Source organism: Pelomonas dachongensis (genome assembly GCF_043555865.1).
GTDB lineage: Bacteria > Pseudomonadota > Gammaproteobacteria > Burkholderiales > Burkholderiaceae_C > Pelomonas > Pelomonas dachongensis.
In genome coordinates this window covers 394,010-412,787 of sequence record NZ_JBIGHY010000002.1, presented here as the reverse complement: position 1 = coordinate 412,787, position 18,778 = coordinate 394,010, and the positions used below count along the sequence as shown (strand labels likewise).

The 18,778-nt window shown below is 68.8% G+C and carries 10 protein-coding genes; 6 read left to right on the top strand and 4 right to left on the bottom strand.

The window, feature by feature from the left end; translation table 11 throughout:
• Nucleotides 1-152 precede the first annotated feature (152 nt).
• From ACG02S_RS06485 to mutL, 4 genes are all read right to left on the bottom strand, one after another.
• Nucleotides 153-809, bottom strand: a complete 657-nt coding sequence (locus tag ACG02S_RS06485; RefSeq protein WP_394469623.1) for an ABC transporter ATP-binding protein — start codon at nucleotides 807-809, stop codon at nucleotides 153-155.
• Between the two features lie 74 nt (nucleotides 810-883).
• Nucleotides 884-1,831, bottom strand: coding sequence for a tRNA (adenosine(37)-N6)-dimethylallyltransferase MiaA (gene miaA / locus ACG02S_RS06480; RefSeq protein ID WP_394469622.1), 948 nt, complete (start codon nucleotides 1,829-1,831; stop codon nucleotides 884-886).
• The gene (locus tag ACG02S_RS06475) at nucleotides 1,798-3,243 is read right to left on the bottom strand and encodes a pseudouridine synthase (RefSeq protein WP_394469621.1); all 1,446 of its coding nucleotides are present in this window, start codon (nucleotides 3,241-3,243) and stop codon (nucleotides 1,798-1,800) included. The genes miaA and ACG02S_RS06475 overlap by 34 nt, the downstream gene beginning before the upstream one ends.
• A gap of 4 nt (nucleotides 3,244-3,247) precedes the next feature.
• Nucleotides 3,248-5,107, bottom strand: coding sequence for a DNA mismatch repair endonuclease MutL (gene mutL, locus ACG02S_RS06470; protein ID WP_394469620.1), 1,860 nt, complete (start codon nucleotides 5,105-5,107; stop codon nucleotides 3,248-3,250).
• A 57-nt stretch (nucleotides 5,108-5,164) separates the two neighbouring features.
• Between mutL and ACG02S_RS06465 the strand changes: the two genes are divergently transcribed.
• The 6 genes from ACG02S_RS06465 to ACG02S_RS06440 all read left to right on the top strand — a co-directional run bounded on the left by ACG02S_RS06465 (nucleotide 5,165) and on the right by ACG02S_RS06440 (nucleotide 18,774).
• Nucleotides 5,165-5,812 (top strand): DedA family protein, encoded by a 648-nt coding sequence (locus tag ACG02S_RS06465; RefSeq protein ID WP_394469619.1) that lies wholly within the window; start codon nucleotides 5,165-5,167, stop codon nucleotides 5,810-5,812.
• A 63-nt stretch (nucleotides 5,813-5,875) separates the two neighbouring features.
• Nucleotides 5,876-9,253, top strand: a complete 3,378-nt coding sequence (locus ACG02S_RS06460; RefSeq protein ID WP_394469618.1) for a S41 family peptidase — start codon at nucleotides 5,876-5,878, stop codon at nucleotides 9,251-9,253.
• A complete protein-coding gene (locus ACG02S_RS06455) occupies nucleotides 9,250-10,002 on the top strand; it encodes a hypothetical protein (protein ID WP_394469617.1) in 753 nt (250 codons plus the stop codon). Before ACG02S_RS06460 ends, ACG02S_RS06455 begins: the two co-directional genes overlap by 4 nt.
• A gap of 19 nt (nucleotides 10,003-10,021) precedes the next feature.
• Nucleotides 10,022-11,395, top strand: coding sequence for a cache domain-containing protein (locus tag ACG02S_RS06450; RefSeq protein ID WP_394469616.1), 1,374 nt, complete (start codon nucleotides 10,022-10,024; stop codon nucleotides 11,393-11,395).
• On the top strand, nucleotides 11,392-12,015 hold the full coding sequence (locus ACG02S_RS06445; RefSeq protein WP_394469615.1) for a response regulator transcription factor: 624 nt from the start codon (nucleotides 11,392-11,394) through the stop codon (nucleotides 12,013-12,015). Before ACG02S_RS06450 ends, ACG02S_RS06445 begins: the two co-directional genes overlap by 4 nt.
• A gap of 177 nt (nucleotides 12,016-12,192) precedes the next feature.
• Nucleotides 12,193-18,774 carry a HAMP domain-containing protein gene (locus tag ACG02S_RS06440; protein WP_394469614.1) on the top strand — a complete coding sequence of 2,194 codons (6,582 nt, stop codon included), beginning with the start codon at nucleotides 12,193-12,195 and terminating at the stop codon, nucleotides 18,772-18,774.
• Nucleotides 18,775-18,778 lie beyond the last annotated feature (4 nt).

The window sequence follows — 18,778 nt, the reverse complement described above, 5'->3', positions numbered from 1 at the left end:
GAATACCGCAGGGAACCCCGAGCAACGCAAGGGGCGGTGCGGCCGCGGGCGCTCTCTTTGCCTACTTTCTTGTGCGCACAAGAAAGTACGTCGCGCGCCGGGGCAAATTCCCGGCTGGGCCTAGGCACCAAGCCAAACTCACTCATATGGCGTCATGCGACGTGCAGCCCATCCGCATCCAGCCGCAGCCGCCGATCCGCCGACTGCGCTGCCACGTCCGAATGCGTCACCAGCAGACACGCCGCGCCTGCCTCCTGCGTGCACCGCCGCAACAACGCCAGCACCTCCGCCGCATGCCGCGCGTCCAGGTTGCCGGTCGGCTCATCCGCCAACACCAGCCGCGGCCGGTGCACCAAGGCGCGAGCAATCGCCACGCGCTGCAACTGCCCGCCCGACAGCTGCCGTGGCATGCGACCCGACAACGCCGCCAGGTTCACAGCCTCCAGCATCTGCGCCACGCGCCCGTCATCCCGCTGCCCCAGCAGCCGCAACGGCAGCGCCACATTGTTCGCCACGCTCAGGTGCGGCAGCAGGTGAAAGGCCTGGAAGATGAACCCCAGCGACTGCCGCCGCAGCGCCGACCGCCCCTCGTCGTCCATGGCCCGCAGGTCTCGCCCGGCCAGCGTGATCGAGCCGGCGTCGGCCTCGTCCAGTCCCGCCAGACAGTTCAATAGCGTGGACTTGCCGCTGCCAGATTCACCCAGCAGAGCGACGATCTCGCCGGGTGCCAGGTCCAGCGAGATGCCGTCGAACACCGGCACCTCGCCGTAGCGCTTGGCCAGCCCGCGTGCCGTCAGTACAGCCCCCATGTCCGGGCGTTGCCCGTCCTGCCCACCGAGGGGGGCTCGCTCACTTGGAATGGCCCGGCGTGGGCTGGGCACCGTCATGCGGGCATCAATCTTTGCAATCCAGCCAGCAACTCGGGAATCGGCTGAGACCCGTCGCAGGCGATGACGCGGCGCTGCGGCATGCTGCGCAGCCAGGTGACCTGGCGCTTCGCGAGCTGGCGCGTGGCAGCTATGCCGCGCTCACGCAGGTCGGCGAAGTCATTGGCGTCCAGCGCCTCCCATACCTGCCGGTAGCCCACGCAGCGCATGGACGGCACCGCCAGCGACAGGTCGGCGCGGGCGCGCAGTGCCTTCACTTCGTCGATCAGGCCGTGCGCCAGCATCACGTCGAAGCGCTGTGCCAGCCGCTCGTGCAGCCAGGCGCGGTCGTTGGGCTCCAGCGAGAACAGCGGCCAGTCCACGCCGTCGTCGCGCGACGCGGCGTGCAGCGCGCTCAGAGGCTGGCCAGTGAGGCGGATGACCTCCAGCGCGCGCTGGATGCGCTGGCTGTCGTTGGGTGCCAGCCGCGCGCCCGTCTCGGGGTCAAGGCTTGCCAGTTCGGCATGCATCGCCGGCCAGCCGCGCTCGGCGGCCTCGGTGTCGATGGCCGAGCGCAGTGCGGCGTCGGCCTGCGGCAGCGTGGACAGACCATCGAACAGCGCCTTGAAGTACAACATCGTGCCGCCCACCAGCAGTGGCAGCTTGCCGCGCGCGCTGATCTCGGCGGCCAGGCGCTTGGCGTCGCGCACGAACTCTGCGGCGGAGTAGCTCTCCAGCGGATCGAGGATGTCGATGAGGTGGTGCGGCACGGAGGCCTGCTCGCCCGCCGTGGGCTTGGCGGTACCGATGTCCATGCCGCGGTACACCAGCGCCGAGTCGACGCTGATGATCTCGACCGGCAGCACTTCGGCGATCGCCAGCGCCGCCGCGGTCTTGCCGCAACCCGTGGGGCCGGCCAGGCAAATCGGGCTCAGAACTTCTCCCACGGCGCCAGATAGCGCCACTGCCCGACCGGCAGGTTGCCCAGTGGGATGCGCCCGATGCGCACGCGCTTCAGGCCCACGACCTTCAGGCCGACCAGCTCGCACATCCGGCGGATCTGGCGCTTCTTGCCCTCGCGCAGCACGAAGCGCAGCTGATGTTCGTTCTGCCAGCTAACCTTGGCGGGCTTCAGCGCCTCACCGTCCAGCTCCAGGCCGTGGTTCAGCAGCGCGAGCTTGTTGTTGGACAGCGCCGCGTTGGGCAGCGTCCCCTCGGGCACCGGGTCGCCGCCGGGCAGGCCGACGAACTCGACGCGCACGAGGTATTCCTTCTCGACGTCGGAGTCCTCGCCGATCAGAACGCGGGCGATGCGGCCGTCCTGGGTGAGCACCAGCAAGCCGGTGGAGTCGATGTCCAGCCGGCCGGCGGGCGCCAGGTTGCGATGCTGGCCGGCGTTGGGCTGGATGCCGGAGGCGTCTTCGCTCCAGCGGTTCTGCGGCTGGAACAGCATTGCGGCGGGCTCGTAGCCATCCTCGGCCTGGCCAGACACGTAGCCGATGGGCTTGTGCAGCAGCACGGTGACGAGCTGGGCCTGCTGGTTGCGGGCAGCGGGGTCGATGTCGATCTGCACGTCGCCGACAACGCGCTGGCCTAGCACGGCGACCTTGCCGTTGACGCGCACCCAGCCGGCGGCGATCCAGTCATCGGCCTCACGGCGCGACGCCAGCTTCAGCTCGCCCATGCGCTTGGACAGGCGCTCGCCGTCCTCGGCGCTGACCTCTCGGGCCGGGTTGTTGCGGCGCTGGGGGCGCGGTGGCTCGAAATTGGGGCCGCGGTTGGACGCGCGGCGCTGGTCCACGCGCGGCGGGCGGTCGTCACGCGGCCGGTCGCCGGGGCGTTCATCACGGTGCTCGTTGCGGCGCACCGGTTCACCGCGGTACGGCGGGCGATCCTGGTTGAAACCGCCCGGCCGCTGGCCATTGTGACCGCCGCGGTCGTCGCGCGGGCGGTCGGGATGGTCCGGGCGGCGGAAGGGCTCGCCACGATCGCTGCGATCACCGCGGTGGGGCGGGCCATCCGGGTGGAAGCCGCCGGGCCGGCCCTGGCGTTCATCGCGCGGGCGGTCGGGGTGCTCCGGTCGGCGGAACGGTTCGGCACGATCCGGGCGATCACCCCGCTGCGGCGGGCGATCCGGCCTGAACCCACCGGCCTTGGGGCCCGGGCGGTCTCCGCGCGGCCCGGCGGGGCGGTCGTTGCGCTGTGATTTCTGGAACTGTTCCTCGCGTTCCGAGCGGTCGGCCTGTGCCTTGGCCAGCGTGGTGCGCGGCTTGGAAACACCCCGGCCGCGCACGGGCGGGCGCTTCTCGCCATCGGCCGTGCGGGATCTCTGGGTCTTGGCGGCGGGGTTCTTTTTCTTGAGGGTCAGCGTGGCCATGTTTTCAACGTCCGCGTAAGAAGAGAGCGTCAAGCTCGCGCATGTCGAGCTGGCGCCAGGTGGGGCGGCCGTGATTGCACTGGTCGGCCCGTTCGGTGGCCTCCATGTCGCGCAGCAGGGCGTTCATTTCGTCGATGTTCAACTGCCGGTTGGCGCGCACGGCGCCGTGGCAGGCCATGGTGGCCAGGATCTCGTGCTGCGCGCGTTCCAGTACCGAGCTGGCGTCGAACTGGGCCATCTCGGCCAGCAGCTCGCGGGTCAGCGCGACGAGGTCGCTGGCGGCCAGCAGCGCAGGGCGAGAGCGCACGGCCAGCGTGCGGTTGGACAGCGGCGACACGTCCAGGCCGAGCTGGCTGAGCGTGTCGGCGTGCTGCTCGGCGGCGGCGACTTCCTCGGCCGTTGCGGCGAAGCTGACCGGGATCAGCAGCGGCTGGCTCTCGATGGTGGTGGCGCCCAGCTTGGCCTTCAGCCGCTCGTAGACGACGCGCTCGTGGGCCGCGTGCATGTCGACGATGACCAGGCCCTGCCGGTTCTCGGCCAGGATATAGACGCCCTGGATCTGCGCGATGGCGCGGCCCAGCGGCCATTCGTCGCGCGCCGCGGGCACGGGCAGATCGACCAGCGGCGCCGGGCGGCTGTCCGGCAGCGATGTGGGGACGAAGGGCTTGGCCGGCTCCCACAGCGCCTCGTGCTGCACCAGGGACAGCCGCACCTGCTCGGCCGTGGGCGGCACGGGCGGCGTGTACTGATAGGTCGGCCGCGGCTCAGACACGTACAACGTGGCGGCGGTGGTCGGCTCGAAGGCGAGCGGTGCCATGGCGGAATCGATGGGCTCGACCGCGGCGACCTCGGCGCTGCGCGACTGGGCCAGCGCGTCGATGAAGGCGCGGCGCACCGACTGGTGGATGGCGCGGCCATCGCGGAAGCGCACCTCGATCTTGGTCGGGTGCACGTTGACGTCCACCAGCTCGGGCGCGATCTCGATGAACAGCACGTAGCAAGGCTGGCGCTGGCCGTGCAGCACGTCCTCGTAGGCCGAGCGGATGGCGTGGCTGATGAGCTTGTCGCGCACGTAGCGGCCGTTGACCCACACGTACTGCTGGTCGGCGCGCGAGCGTGCGGCTTCGGGCAGGCCGGCGCGGCCGGTCAGCGCCAGCGGGCCGGCGCTGTGCTCGAAGGGGCGGCTCTCGGCCGTGAAGTCCTCGCCTAGCACGTCGCTGATGCGCTGCTCTGGCGAGCCGGCGCGCCACTGGTCCACCAGCTTGCCCTCGTGCCAGATGGCGAAGCCCACGTCGGGCCGAGCGAGTGCATGGCGGCGCACGGCTTCCACGCAGTGGGCCAGCTCGGTGGCGTCGGTCTTCAGGAACTTGCGGCGCGCGGGCGTCGAGAAGAACAGCTCGCGCACCTCCACGCTGGTGCCACGCCCGCGGGCGGCGGGCTGAAGCTCGCCGCTTCGGGCGTCCAGCCGGTGGGCGTGGGCGTCGGTGGCGGTGCGGCTGGCAATGGACATGTCGGACACCGAGGCGATGGCCGCCAGCGCCTCGCCGCGGAAACCCATGGTGGCCACCGACTCCAGGTCGTTCAGGCTGGCGATCTTGCTGGTGGCATGGCGCTTCAGCGCCAGCGGCAGCTGAGCGACCGGGATGCCGCAGCCGTCGTCCTCCACCACGATGGCGCGCACGCCGCCGGCCATCAGCTTGACCTGGATGTTGCTGGCACCGGCGTCCAGCGCGTTGTCCACCAGCTCGCGCACCACCGAGGCCGGGCGCTCGACGACCTCGCCCGCGGCGATCTGGCTGACCAGCTCGTCGGGCAGTTCGCGGATGGCGCGGGGGGCGGGGACCTCAGGCAGGGGGGAATCCATCGCCCGGATTATCGTTTCCCCGCAAGCGTCACAGCGCCGCCGGGATAATGCGCCGCCATGGACCTGCTGCACTTCCTCATCGATTTCATCCTGCACGTCGACCAGCATCTGGCCGAGTTCGTGCAAGCCTACGGCACCTGGGTCTACGCGCTGCTGTTCCTCATCATCTTCACGGAAACGGGCGTGGTGGTCATGCCGTTCCTGCCCGGCGACTCGCTGCTGTTCGTCGTCGGCGCGCTGTGCGGCGTGGGGTTGATGAACCTGCCTGTGGCCATCGCGGTGCTGCTGGTGGCGGCCATCCTGGGCGATCAGACCAACTACATGATCGGGCGGCACATCGGACCTAAGGTGTTCAAGTGGGAGCAGTCGCGCTTCTTCAACAAGAAGGCGTTCGACGCGGCCCATGCGTTCTACGAGAAGCACGGCGGCATCACGATCATCATTGCCCGCTTCATGCCCTTCGTGCGCACCTTCGCACCGTTCGTGGCCGGCGTGGCGGCGATGAGCCGCGGCAAGTTCACGATGTTCAACGTGGTGGGCGCGGTGATCTGGGTGGTGGGCCTGTGCGTGGCCGGCTACCTGTTCGGCAACCTGCCGTGGGTGCAGACGCATCTGAGCAAGATCATCTGGGCAATGATCATCATCCCCGGCCTGATCGTCATCTTTGGCGGCCTGAAGGCCCGCTTCAAGCGCCAACCGGGCTGACTTTCAGCGCCGAGCGTCACGGGGTCTAGAGTCGCGGGTTTTGCGACTCAGTCGGAGATCCCGATGACCCTGTCCCGTATCGCGCTGGCGTTGGCCTGTGCCTGGATGACCTCCGGCCCGGCCCACGCAGCAAGCCCGGCTGTGGCGACGCTGATGCTGCGTCAACCCTCCGTGTCCCAGACCCATCTCGCCTTCGTCTACGGCGGCGACCTGTGGTTGGCCGACCGCAGCGGCGGCAACGCGCGCCGGTTGACCAGCCATGCTGCAGCTGAGTTCGCGCCGCGCTTCTCGCCGGACGGGCAGAGGATCGCGTTTTCGGCCAGCTACGACGGCAACACGGATGTCTACGTTATCGACATCGCCGGCGGTGACGCCAGGCGGCTGACCTTCCATCCGGGCCCCGACACGGTCAACGGCTGGAGCCCGGACGGCCAGCGCGTGCTGTTCGCGTCGCCGCGCGAGGTGCTGAACAACCGCAGCAACCAGCTCTACGAGGTCGGTTTGAACGGCGGTTTCGAGAAGAAGCTGATGGCGGCCGTGGCTTACGAGGGCGCCTGGTCGCCCGATGGCAAGCAACTGGCCTACCGCCCGTACAACGCCGCCTACGCCGGTGTCAGCGGCTGGCGCCAGAGCCGCGGCGGCAGCACGCCGCCGGTGTGGATCATGGACATGCAGGGGCCAAACGCCGGCCAGCGCTGGCTGGAAATTCCGCATGTCAACGCGACCGATTCGGCACCGGTGTGGGCGGGTGGCGAAGTGGTGTTCATTTCGGACCGCGACGGCGAAACCAAGGGCGCGGCCAACCTGTTCGCCTTCAACCCGGCGACGAAGGCGCTGCGCCAGCTGACGAAGGAGACGCAGTGGGACGTGCGCAGCTTCAGCGCCGTCGGCAGCACGCTGGTGTACGAGAGCGGCGGGCGCATCAAGCAGATCGAGCTGGGCGGGGGCGCACCGCAGGTGCTGGATATCCGCCTGGCCACCACCGGCCCGCAGGCACGCCCGCAGTGGAAGGACGCCGCCAAGGCGCTGACGTCGGCGCACCTGTCGAGTACCGGCCAGCGGGTGGTGGTCAGCGCGCGCGGCGAGGTGTTCACGGTACCCGTTAAGGACGGCAGCGTGCGCAACCTGACCGAGACCTCCGGCGTGCGCGAGAAGGACGCGCTGTGGAGTCCCGACGGCCAGCGCATCGCCTACATCTCCGACGCACCCGGCATGCGCCATGAACTGGTGCTGCGGGGCCAGACCGGGCAGGGCGCCCGCGAGCGCTTCGCGTTGCCCAGGGACGGCTACTTCGTGCTGCAGGACTGGTCGCCGGACGGCCACACGCTGGTGCTGCAGGACAACCACCTGAACCTCTACAAGCTCAGCCTCGCCACCGGGGCGCAGCGCGGCCGGCTGGTGAAGGTGGCCACCGACGTGCGCCGCTTCGGCGCCGATGGCGTCGCGGTGTCGTTCTCGCCGGACAGCCGCTGGCTGGCCTACACGGGCTCGGGCGACAACTACTTCGGCCGCATCTGGCTGCACGAGCTGTCCACAGGCCGAAACCGCGTGGTCACCGACGGCATGTCGCACGCCGGCAGCCCTGCGTTCTCGCCCAAGGGTGACGTGCTGTATTTCAGCGCCTCCATCAACGCGGGCCCCAGTCAGGTCGGCCTGGACCTGTCCACGCAGGAACGCCCGCGCCGCGCCGGCCTGTATGCGCTGGTGCTGGCGGCCGACGGCAAGTCGCCGCTGGTGCCGCGGCCGGGAGACGAGGACGGCAAGAAGGACGACGAGGACGGCAAGAAGCCGGCCGATGCGAAGGATGACCAGCAGTCCGCGGACCACAAGGGCAAGAAGAAAGACAAGAAGGACGACGAGAAGGACGCCCGGCCCAAACCCGTGCGCATCGATTTCGACGGCCTGATGGACCGCCTCGTCGCGTTGCCGCTGGCTGAGCGCAACTACGACAGCCTGGCCGTCGGCGCGGACGGCGCGCTGTTCTACCTGCAGCGCCCGCAGCCCGGCGTCAGCAACGAGTCGCCGCAGGCCGAGCGCCACGCGACGGCGGAGCTGTGGCGCTACGACCTGGAGGAGCGCAAGGCCAAGCGCATCAAGGACGGCGTGGCCGCGTTCTCGCTCAGCGGCGACCACAAGAAGCTGTTGCTGACGCTGGCCGGCGGCGCGCTGGAGGTGGGCGACGCGGGCGACAAGTACGACGGCAAGACCGTCGAGATGAACCTGCGCACGCGCGTCGATCCGCGCCAGGAATGGAAGCAGATCTTCGACGAGGCCTGGTGGATGGAGAAGGAATACTTCTACGACCCCGGCCTGCACGGGCTGGACTGGCAGGCCGTCTACGACCGCTACCTGCCGCAGCTGGCGCATGTGCAGCGCCGCGAGGACCTGAACGACCTGCTGGTGCAGATGATCGGCGAGCTGCAGGTGGGCCACAACCGCGTGGGCGGCGGCGATGTGCACCAGGAGACGCCGCTGACGGTGGGCCTGCTGGGCGCCGACTACGTGATCGAGAAGGGACGCTACAGGATCGCCAGGCTGTACGGCGGCGACCGCCTGAACCCGCACCTGCGCGCGCCGCTGGCCGCGGCCGGCCTCAACGTGAAGGAGGGCGAGTTCATCCTCGCCCTCAACGGCCACGAGCTGGACGACAAGACCAGCATCCACGCGCTGCTGGAGAACACGGTGCGCAAGCAGGTCGTCGTCACGCTGGCGCAGGATGCTGCCGGCAACGGCAGGCGCGACGTGACCGTGGAGCCTATCGCCAGCGAGGCGCTGCTGCGCCGCTGGGCGTGGATCGAGAGCAACCGCCAGAAGGTGCAGGCCAGGAGCGGCGGCAAGATCGCCTACGTCTACATGCCCGACACCGCCGACCAGGGCTTCGAGCACTTCAACCGCATGTTCTTCGCGCAGATCGACAAGCCCGCACTGATCGTCGACGACCGCCGCAACGGTGGCGGCCAGGCGGCCAACTACGTCATCGAGCTCTTGTCGCGGCCGTATCTCGGCGGCTGGAAGGACCGTGACGGTCTGGTGTTCGAGACCCCGGGTGGCGCCATCTACGGCCCCAAGGCCATGCTGATCGACCAGGACGCCGGCTCCGGCGGCGATTTCATGCCCTATGCGTTCAAACGCACGGGCCTGGGCCCGCTGATCGGCAAGCGCACCTGGGGCGGGCTGATCGGCATCTCGGCCAACCCGGAGCTCATCGACGGCGGCTTCCTGACCGTGCCGTTCTTCCGCTTCTACACGCCTGACGGCGAGTGGCGCATCGAGAACGAGGGCGTGGCGCCAGACATGGACGTGGAGCTGGACCCGGCCGCCGTCAACCGCGGTGAGGACACGCAGCTGGACGCGGCCATCGCTGACGTGATGAAGCGGCTGCAGACGTGGACGCCCGTGCAGCGCAAGACGGCGCCTGCGGCGGCGACACTTGGCAAATGAAGATCATCACCCTGTCGACGCTGGGTGCCTGGAGCTTGTTCACGGCGGGTCTGCTGGGCGCCGTGGTTGCATCGGCCACGACGCCCGGGCCGACGACCATCATTCAGTGCCCTGGCTCCGACGAGCTGCGGCAATTGCCCAGCATCAATTCCGGCAATACCTTCGGCGCCGTCTTCTGGACGGACGGCTACATGGTCGCGCCCATGCTGCCGCGCTTTCCGGTCATCACGCGCTGTACGGCGGACGGCCCCATTTTTTGGGTTTCGACCGTCAAGACGGTGGGCAGCATGCCGCCCTGGGGCGCCGAAGCTGACACGCCGCATGCCTGGCGCAACGCCCGGACCGTGCGTGACCTGACCGGGCAGGAGTTCCTGCTGGCCATTGCGCAGGGGCTGGGCGACACGCCGGACAAGCTGAACTACCTGCGGCGCCAGGCTTGGTGGGAGGCCAACCACGCGCATCGGCCGCGGGGCGATGCGGCGCCGGTGGCGACCGCCAGCGATTTCGCACCCGGCACGGCGGCCCGGGCCAACCTGGAGGCGCTGGCGGCAGCGCTGGACGAGGCCCAACCGGAGCAGCGGCTGACCAAGGCGGAGGCGCTGCGCGAGCTGGGGCAGTTCGACGAGGCCGCCAGGCTGCTGGATGACGACCGTCTCAAGGATGCGCGCCTGCAACGGTGGGTGACGATGATCAGGGAACGCATCCAGCTGCGCGATGCCCGCGTGGCGAAGCTGAAGCTGGAGCGCTGAAGCGGCGCCCCCGGCAGTCATGCCCGACTCCCGTTCAGCCCGCCTGTCGCTGCGCGGAAAGCTCGCGCTGCTGGCCCTGCTGCCGCTGCTGGTCTCGCTGGCGCTGATCGCCTTTGCCGTGCACCACCAGGAGCGCTCGCTGGCCGAGCGCGAGCATGCGCTGGTGCGCGCCAGCTACCTGGACGCGCGCCGCACGGAACTGAAACATTACGTGGACCTGGCTGTCAGCACGGTCAAGCCGCTGCTTGGCCAAGCTGACGGCCGGCAGCGTGCGCTGGCCATCCTGCAGTCGCTGGACTACGGGCGCGACGGCTACTTCTTCGTCTACGACCTGCAGGGCCGCGTGCTGATGCACTCGCGTCAGCCCGAGCTGACCGGACAGGATCTGTGGAATCTGCGCGACCCGCGCGGGCGGCCCACCATCCAGATGCTGATCGCCCAGGCGCAGGCCGGCGGTGGTTATGTGGAGTACCTGTGGCGCAAGCCGTCCAGCAGCCTGCTGGCGCCCAAGCTGGGCTATGTGGTGGCGGTGCCCGAGTGGAACTGGATGCTGGGCACAGGGCTGTACCTGGACGGCATCGAGGCGACTATGGCGCAGCTGGAGCATGGCGCGCGCCAGAACATCACGGCCACGCTGCTATGGGTCGGCGCCGTGGCCGTGTTTGGTGTGGCGCTGATCAGCGCCGGCGCGCTGGCACTGAACCTCAGCGAGCACCGCCACGCCGAGGCGAAGCTGCGCGCGCTGGCGCGGCAGGTGGTGCAGAGCCAGGAAGACGAGCGTGCGCGGTTGGCGCGCGAGCTGCACGACGGCGTCAGCCAGGCGCTGGTGGCCACCAAGTTGCTGATCGAGTCTGCCCAGCACGAACCGGCCAGCGCGGAGCGGCTGCAGGCGCTGGCGCTGAAGCGGCTGAACAGTACGCTGGCCGAGGTGCGCCACCTGTCGCACGCGTTGCGGCCGGCGCTGCTGGACACGCTGGGCCTGCCGGCCGCGCTGCAGCACCTGGCCGGCGAGTTCGATGCCGCGGGCGGCACGCGCTTCGAGGCCGGCGTGGACGGCGCCGAGCGCGAGCTGCCGGAGGCCGCGAAGACGGCGCTGTTCCGCATCGCGCAGGAGGCCTTGAACAATGCGGCCCGGCATGCGCAGGCGCAGCGCGTGGTGGTGCACCTGCACTTCGCACCCGACGGTGGCCTGCTGCTGGACGTCAACGACGACGGCCGCGGCTTCGACGCCGACGCGGCGCAGGCCCAGCCCGACCGCGGCCTGGGCCTGCGCAGCATGCGCGAGCGCGCCGCCGCGTTGGGCGCGGGGCTGCTGCTGGAGACGCAGGCGGGGCACGGCTGCCGGCTGTCGGTGACACTGTCGGCTGCCGATCTCGCCCGCGCCACCGCATGACTGCTGCCATCCGCATTCTGCTCGTCGATGACCACCCGATGGTGCGCGAGGGACTGGTCGCGCGGCTGGCGGCGGTGCCGCGCTTCGAGGTGGTGGGCGAGGCCGGTGGGCGCGAGGACGCGCTGGCGTTGCTGGCGAGCGCCCGGCCCGATGTCGTGCTGATGGACGTGGGCTTGAAGGACACCAACGGCATCACGCTGGGCGCCGATATGCTGTCGGCGCAGCCGGCCGTGAAGCTGCTGATGTTCAGCATGTACGACAACCCCGAGTACGTGCAGCGCGCGCTGACTGCCGGTGCGCGCGGCTATGTGCTGAAGGACGCACCGGCCACCGAGATCGTGTCCGCCATCGACGCGGTGGCCGCCGGCGGCACCTTCCTCAGCGCGGCGGTGTCGGGCCGGCTGTTCCGCGGCCAGGCGCCCAAGCCCGTGCTGACGCCGCGCGAGAGCGAGATCCTGGGCCTGCTGGGCCAGGGCGCTTCCAGCAAGCAGATCGCTCGCGATCTGGACCTGTCGGTGCGCACCGTCGAGGCGCACCGACAGAGCATCAAACGCAAGCTGGAGCTGGAGGGCCAGGCGGAGCTGATTCGCTACGCGGTGGAGCATGCCCGCGGCGTCTGAAGGGTGGGCTGGCGTGGGTCATTTCATGGGTTGGGTGCCGCACTTGCTCTGAGTTAGGGGCCGTGCTAGAAGCTGGCACTTTTTGCCGACCGGGGTCGGCGGCGCCCGTGGCGTCCTGTGCGTGTGCCGGGCTTGCGGGGGGCGTTTCAGTACAACGATTTTTCGATGGGACGCCCGATGACCGTCACTCCTGCACGGCCTGCTCGCAAGCAACGCGTCAACCCGACGACGATGGACACCTCCCTGCCGGGCGATGCCACGGCGCTGCATGCCCGCCAGGTGCTGGCGGCGCTGTCGGCCTTTCGGGACGGCGACTTCTCGGTGCGGCTGCCCAACGATTGGGACGGCGTGGACGGCCAGATCGCCGCGGCCTTCAACCAGATCACCGCGCAGGAGGCGCGCATCGCGACCGAGGTGGCGCGGCTGTCCGCCACGGTGGGCAAGGAAGGGCGGCTGAAACACCGCTTGTCGCTGCCGGGGGCTGTGGGCGGATGGGCGACCAAGGTGGAGTCGATAAACACGCTGCTGGACGACCTGGTGCGGCCCACCGCCGAGATCGCGCGCACCATCGGCGCGGTGGCCAAGGGCGACCTGGGCCAGGCCATGGAGCTGGAGGTGGACGGCCGAGAGCTGAAGGGCGAGTTCCTGCGCTCGGCACGGCTGGTCAACACGATGATCGAGCAGCTGTCGGTGTTCACGTCGGAAGTGACGCGCGTGGCGCGTGAGGTGGGCACCGAGGGCAAGCTGGGCGGCCAGGCGCAGGTGAAGGGCGTGTCGGGCGTGTGGCGTGAGCTGACCGAGTCGGTCAACCAGATGGCGGGCAACCTGACGGCGCAGGTGCGCAACATCGCCGACGTCACCATCGCGGTGGCCAACGGCGACCTGTCCAAGAAGATCACCGTCGACGTGCGCGGCGAGATCCTGCAGCTGAAGGAAGCCACCAACACGATGGTGGACCAGCTGCGCTCGTTCGCGTCGGAAGTGACGCGCGTGGCGCGCGAGGTGGGCACGGACGGCCGGCTGGGCGGCCAGGCCGTGGTGCCAGGTGTTGCCGGAACGTGGAAGGACCTGACCGACTCCGTCAACGCCATGGCCACCAACCTGACGGCCCAGGTGCGCAATATCGCGACCGTTACGACCGCCGTCGCGCGCGGCGACCTGTCGCGCAAGATCACCGTGGACGTGAAGGGCGAGATCCTGGAGCTGAAGGAGACCATCAACACGATGGTGGACCAGCTGAACAGCTTCTCCTCCGAGGTGACGCGCGTGGCGCGCGAGGTGGGCACCGAGGGCAAGCTGGGCGGCCAGGCGCAGGTGCCGGGCGTGGCGGGCACCTGGAAGGACTTGACCGACAACGTGAACTCGATGGCGTCCAACCTGACCGGCCAGGTGCGCAACATCGCCGAGGTGGCCACGGCGGTGGCTAGCGGTGACCTGTCCAAGAAGATCACCGTGGAGGTCAAGGGCGAGATCCTGGCCTTGAAGAACACGATGAACACGATGGTGGACCAGCTCAACGGCTTTGCTGGCGAGGTCAGCCGCGTGGCGCGCGAGGTGGGCACGGACGGCAAGCTGGGCGGCCAGGCCCAGGTGCCGGGTGTTGCCGGCACGTGGAAGGACCTGACGGACAACGTGAACTTCATGGCGTCCAACCTGACGGGCCAGGTGCGCAACATTGCGGAGGTGACGACGGCGGTGGCCAACGGCGACCTGTCCAAGAAGATCACCGTGGACGTGCGCGGCGAGATGCTGGAGCTGAAGAACACCATCAACACGATGCTGGACCAGCTCAACGGCTTCGCGTCGGAGGTGACGCGGGTGGCCCGGGAGGTGGGCACCGAAGGCAAGCTGGGCGGCCAGGCCCAGGGCAGCGGCGTGGCAGGCACGTGGAAAGACCTGACGGACAACGTGAACTCGATGGCGTCCAACCTGACGGGCCAGGTGCGCAACATCGCCGAGGTGGCGACGGCCGTGGCCAGCGGCGACCTGTCCAAGAAGATCACCGTGGAGGTCAAGGGCGAGATCCTGGCCTTGAAGAACACGATGAACACGATGGTGGACCAACTCAACGGCTTTGCCGGTGAGGTCAGCCGCGTGGCGCGCGAGGTTGGCACGGACGGCAAGCTGGGCGGCCAGGCCGAGGTGCCCGGCGTGGCCGGCACGTGGAAGGACCTGACCGACAACGTGAACTCGATGGCCAGCAACCTCACGGGCCAGGTGCGCAACATTGCCGACGTGGCCACGGCGGTGGCCAACGGCGACCTGTCGCGCAAGATCACGGTGGACGTGAAGGGTGAAATCCTGGAGCTGAAGAACACGCTGAACACGATGGTGGACCAGCTCAACGGTTTTGCGTCAGAGGTTAGCCGCGTGGCGCGCGAGGTGGGCACCGAAGGCAAGCTGGGCGGCCAGGCCGAGGTGCCGGGCGTGGCCGGCACGTGGAAGGACCTGACCGACAACGTCAACTTCATGGCCTTCAACCTGACCGGTCAGGTGCGCAACATCGCCGAGGTGACGACGGCCGTGGCCAACGGCGACCTGTCCAAGAAGATCACGGTGGACGTGCGCGGCGAGATCCTGGAGCTGAAGAACACCATCAACACGATGGTGGACCAGCTGAACGGCTTCGCCTCGGAAGTGACGCGTGTGGCGCGCGAGGTGGGTACCGACGGCAAGCTGGGCGGCCAGGCCATGGTGCCCGGCGTGGCGGGCACGTGGAAGGATCTGACCGACAACGTGAACTCGATGGCATCCAACCTCACGGGCCAGGTGCGCAACATCGCCGACGTCGCCACCGCCATCGCGCGCGGCGATCTGAGCCGCAAGATCACGGTGGACGTGCAGGGCGAGATCCTGCAATTGAAGGAGACCATGAACACCATGGTCGAGCAGCTGGGCGCGTTCGCTTCCGAAGTGAGCCGCGTGGCGCGCGAGGTGGGTACCGAGGGCAAGTTGGGCGGCCAGGCGCGCGTGCTGGGCGTGGCCGGCACCTGGAAGGACCTGACGGACAACGTGAACTCGATGGCCAGCAACCTGACGGGTCAGGTGCGCAACATCGCCGAGGTGACCATCGCGGTGGCCAATGGCGACCTGTCCAAGAAGATCACCGTGGACGTGCGCGGCGAGATCCTGCAGCTGAAAGAAACCATCAACACGATGGTGGAGCAGCTGCGCTCGTTCGCGTCGGAGGTCACGCGCGTGGCGCGCGAGGTGGGTACCGAGGGGCGCCTCGGCGTGCAGGCCGTGGTGCCGGGGGTGGGCGGTACCTGGAAGGACCTGACCGACTCGGTCAACACCATGGGCGCCAACCTGACCGCCCAGGTGCGCAACATCGCCGAGGTGACCACGGCCGTCGCGCGCGGCGACCTGAACCGCAAGATCACGGTGGACGTGAAGGGGGAGATCTTGGAGCTGAAGAACACCATCAACACGATGGTGGACCAGCTCAACGCCTTCGCTGGCGAAGTGACGCGCGTGGCGCGTGAGGTGGGCACCGAGGGCAAGCTGGGCGGCCAGGCGCAGGTGGCCGGCGTGGGCGGCACGTGGAAGGACCTGACTGACAACGTCAACTTCATGGCCTCCAACCTGACCGAGCAGGTGCGCGGCATCGTCAAGGTCGTGACGGCCGTCGCCAACGGCAACCTGAACCAGCGGCTGACCGTGCAGGCCAAGGGCGAGGTCGCGGCACTCGCCGACACCATCAACGACATGACCGACACGCTCGCCACCTTCGCCGAGCAGGTGACCAACGTGGCTCGCGAGGTGGGCGTGGACGGACGCCTTGGCGGGCAAGCGCACGTGCCCGGCGCATCCGGCACGTGGAAGGACCTGACCGGCAACGTGAACCTGCTGGCCGCCAATCTGACGACGCAGGTGCGCGCCATCGCTGAGGTGGCCACCGCCGTGACCAAGGGCGACCTGACGCGTGCAATCCAGGTGGACGCCAAGGGTGAGGTGTCTGACCTGAAGGACAACATCAACACGATGATCTCCAACCTGCGCGAGACCACGGAGCGCAATCGCGAGCAGGACTGGCTGAAGACCAACCTGGCCCGCTTCACCGGCATGCTGCAGGGGCAGCGCGAGCTGCAGACCGTCAGCCAGATGCTGCTGACCGAGCTGGCGCCGCTGGTGCAGGCTCACCAGGGCACCATCTACCACTTGGCGCGCGCCCAGGACAAAGAGCAGCCGCGGCTGCGGCTGCTCGCCAGCTACGCGCAGTCCGCCGGCTTGAAGCTGGCGCAGACCATCGAGCTGGGCGAGGGCTTGGTGGGGCAGTGCGCGCTGGACAAGCGCAGCACGCTGCTGGCCGACATCGCGTCCGACTTCGTCGTCTCGTCCAGCCTCGGCTATGCGCCGCGCGTCAGCGTCATCGTGCTGCCGGTGCTGTTCGAGGGCGAGACCAAGGCCGTCATCGAGCTGGCCACGCTGCAGCCGTTCACCAGCGGCTCGCTGGCCTTCCTGGAACTGCTGACGCAGAGCATCGGGGCGGTGTTCAACACCATTGAGGCCACCATGCGCACCGAGGCGCTGCTGGCGCAGTCGCAGCAGCTGACCGTGGAGCTGCAGTCGCGCCAGAGCGAGCTGCAGGAGACCAACGAGCAACTGGGCACCAAGGCGCGCCTGCTGGCCGAGCAGAATGAGGAGGTCGAGCGCAAGAACGCCGAGGTCGAGCAGGCCCGCCACGCGCTGGAGGACCAGGCCGCCGAGCTGGCGCTTACGTCCAAGTACAAGAGCGAGTTCCTGGCCAACATGAGCCATGAGCTGCGCACGCCGCTGAACTCCATCCTGATCCTGAGCCAGCAGCTGGCCACCAACAACGACGGCAACCTGTCGCCCAAGCAGATCGAGTTCTCGCGCAACATCAATTCGTCGGGCTCCGACCTGCTGCACCTCATCAACGACATCCTGGACCTGTCCAAGATCGAGTCCGGCACGGTCACGGTGGAGATCGAGGAGATTCCTTTCGCCTCCTTGCGCGACAGCATCGCCCGCAACTTCAGCCATGTGGCCGAGGCCAAGAACCTGCCGCTGCGCATCCTGTTCGCCGACGACCTGCCGCGCAGCATGGAAAGCGACGCGAAGCGACTGCAGCAGATCCTGAAGAACCTGCTGTCCAACGCGGTCAAGTTCACCGCGCAGGGGCATGTGGAGCTGCGCGTGAGCGTGGCTCACGACGGTTGGAGCCCCGAGCATCCGGTGCTGGCCCAGGCCTCGCAGGTGCTGGCGTTCGCGGTGGAGGACACCGGCATTGGTGTCGCGCTGGAGAAGCAGCGCCTGATCTTCGAGGCCTTCCAGCAGGCCGACGCCGGCACGTCGCGCAAGTACGGCGGCACAGGCCTGGGTCTGGCCATCAGCCGCGAGCTGGCCGCGCTGCTGGGCGGCGAGATCCGCCTGGCCAGCCAGCCGGGGCAGGGCAGCACCTTCACGCTGTATCTGCCGCTGCACTTCTCTGGCGGCGATACCGCGCCGATGCCGCTGCAAGTGGCGCATGACCGCCCGCCAGCGCCCCCGCTGCGCAGCACCCTGCCGCCGGTGCGCGAGACCCAGGTGGCCGATGACCGCGACAACATCGTCGCGGGCGAATCGGTACTGCTCATCATCGAGGACGACCCGCATTACGCCCGCATCGTGCTGGGCCTCGCGCGCGACCGCGGCTTCAAGGGTCTGGTCGCGCTGAAGGGTGCGCAGGGGCTGGAGCTGGCGCGGCGCTTCAAGCCCACCGCCGTGTCGCTGGACATCCTGCTGCCCGACATGCTGGGCTGGACCGTGCTGAACCAGCTGAAGCTGGACCCCGAGACGCGCCATATCCCCGTGCAGATCTTCAGCGTGGCCGAGGAGGACCGCAACCACGGCCTGTCGCATGGCGCATTCAGCTACGTCGTCAAATCGTCCACCAGCGAGGGCATGGAGGCGGCGCTGGACCGCATCCGCGACTTCACCGTGCCGCGCACGCGCCGGCTGCTGGTCATCGAGGACAACGCCATCGAGCGCCAGGCCATTTGCGAGCTGCTGGGCCACGACGACATCGAGCTGCAGGCCGTGGACACGGGCGCGCAGGCGCTGCAGCTGCTGCGCGAGCAGGCCTTCGACTGCATCGTGCTGGATCTGCGCCTGCCGGATATGAACGGCTTCAAGCTGCTGGAGCAGTTGCACGGCGACCCGGCGCTGGCCGCGGTGCCGGTGGTGGTGTTCACCGGCAAGGACCTGTCCTTCAACGAGCAGAAGCAGCTGCGCACGCTGGCCAAAAGCGTGGTGCTTAAGGACGTGCAGAGCCCGGAGCGGCTGCTGGACGAGACTGCACTGTTCCTGCACCGCGTCGTCGCCGAGCTGCCGCAGGACAAGCAGGACATCCTGCAGCTGCTGCACGGATCGTCCGAGATGCTGCGCGGCCGCCGCGTGCTCGTGGTGGACGACGACGCGCGCAACATCTTCGCGCTGACGACACTGCTGGAGAACCAGGAGATGGACGTGCTGACCGCCACCAGCGGGCGCGCCGCCATCGACATCATCAAGAACACGTCCGACATCGACCTCGTGCTGATGGACATCATGATGCCGGACATGGACGGCTACGAGACCATGCGCGAGATCCGCTCTCATGCCGAGTTCCGCAACCTGCCGATGCTGTCGCTGACCGCCAAGGCCATGAAGGGCGACCGCGAGAAGTGCCTGGAGGCCGGCGCCAGCGACTACATCTCCAAGCCCGTCAACACCGCGCAGCTGCTGTCGCTGATGCGCGTCTGGCTCTACCGCTGAACCG

What these genes read in the sequence shown, in the direction of transcription:
- ACG02S_RS06450 (WP_394469616.1), top strand. Translation starts at nt 10,022, where the DNA reads ATGCCCGACTCCCGTTCAGCCCGCCTGTCGCTGCGCGGAAAGCTCGCG.
- mutL (WP_394469620.1), bottom strand. Translation starts at nt 5,107, where the DNA reads ATGGATTCCCCCCTGCCTGAGGTCCCCGCCCCCCGCGCCATCCGCGAA.
- ACG02S_RS06445 (WP_394469615.1), top strand. Translation starts at nt 11,392, where the DNA reads ATGACTGCTGCCATCCGCATTCTGCTCGTCGATGACCACCCGATGGTG.
- ACG02S_RS06485 (WP_394469623.1), bottom strand. Translation starts at nt 809, where the DNA reads ATGGGGGCTGTACTGACGGCACGCGGGCTGGCCAAGCGCTACGGCGAG.
- ACG02S_RS06455 (WP_394469617.1), top strand. Translation starts at nt 9,250, where the DNA reads ATGAAGATCATCACCCTGTCGACGCTGGGTGCCTGGAGCTTGTTCACG.
- ACG02S_RS06460 (WP_394469618.1), top strand. Translation starts at nt 5,876, where the DNA reads ATGACCCTGTCCCGTATCGCGCTGGCGTTGGCCTGTGCCTGGATGACC.
- ACG02S_RS06465 (WP_394469619.1), top strand. Translation starts at nt 5,165, where the DNA reads ATGGACCTGCTGCACTTCCTCATCGATTTCATCCTGCACGTCGACCAG.
- ACG02S_RS06475 (WP_394469621.1), bottom strand. Translation starts at nt 3,243, where the DNA reads ATGGCCACGCTGACCCTCAAGAAAAAGAACCCCGCCGCCAAGACCCAG.
- ACG02S_RS06440 (WP_394469614.1), top strand. Translation starts at nt 12,193, where the DNA reads ATGACCGTCACTCCTGCACGGCCTGCTCGCAAGCAACGCGTCAACCCG.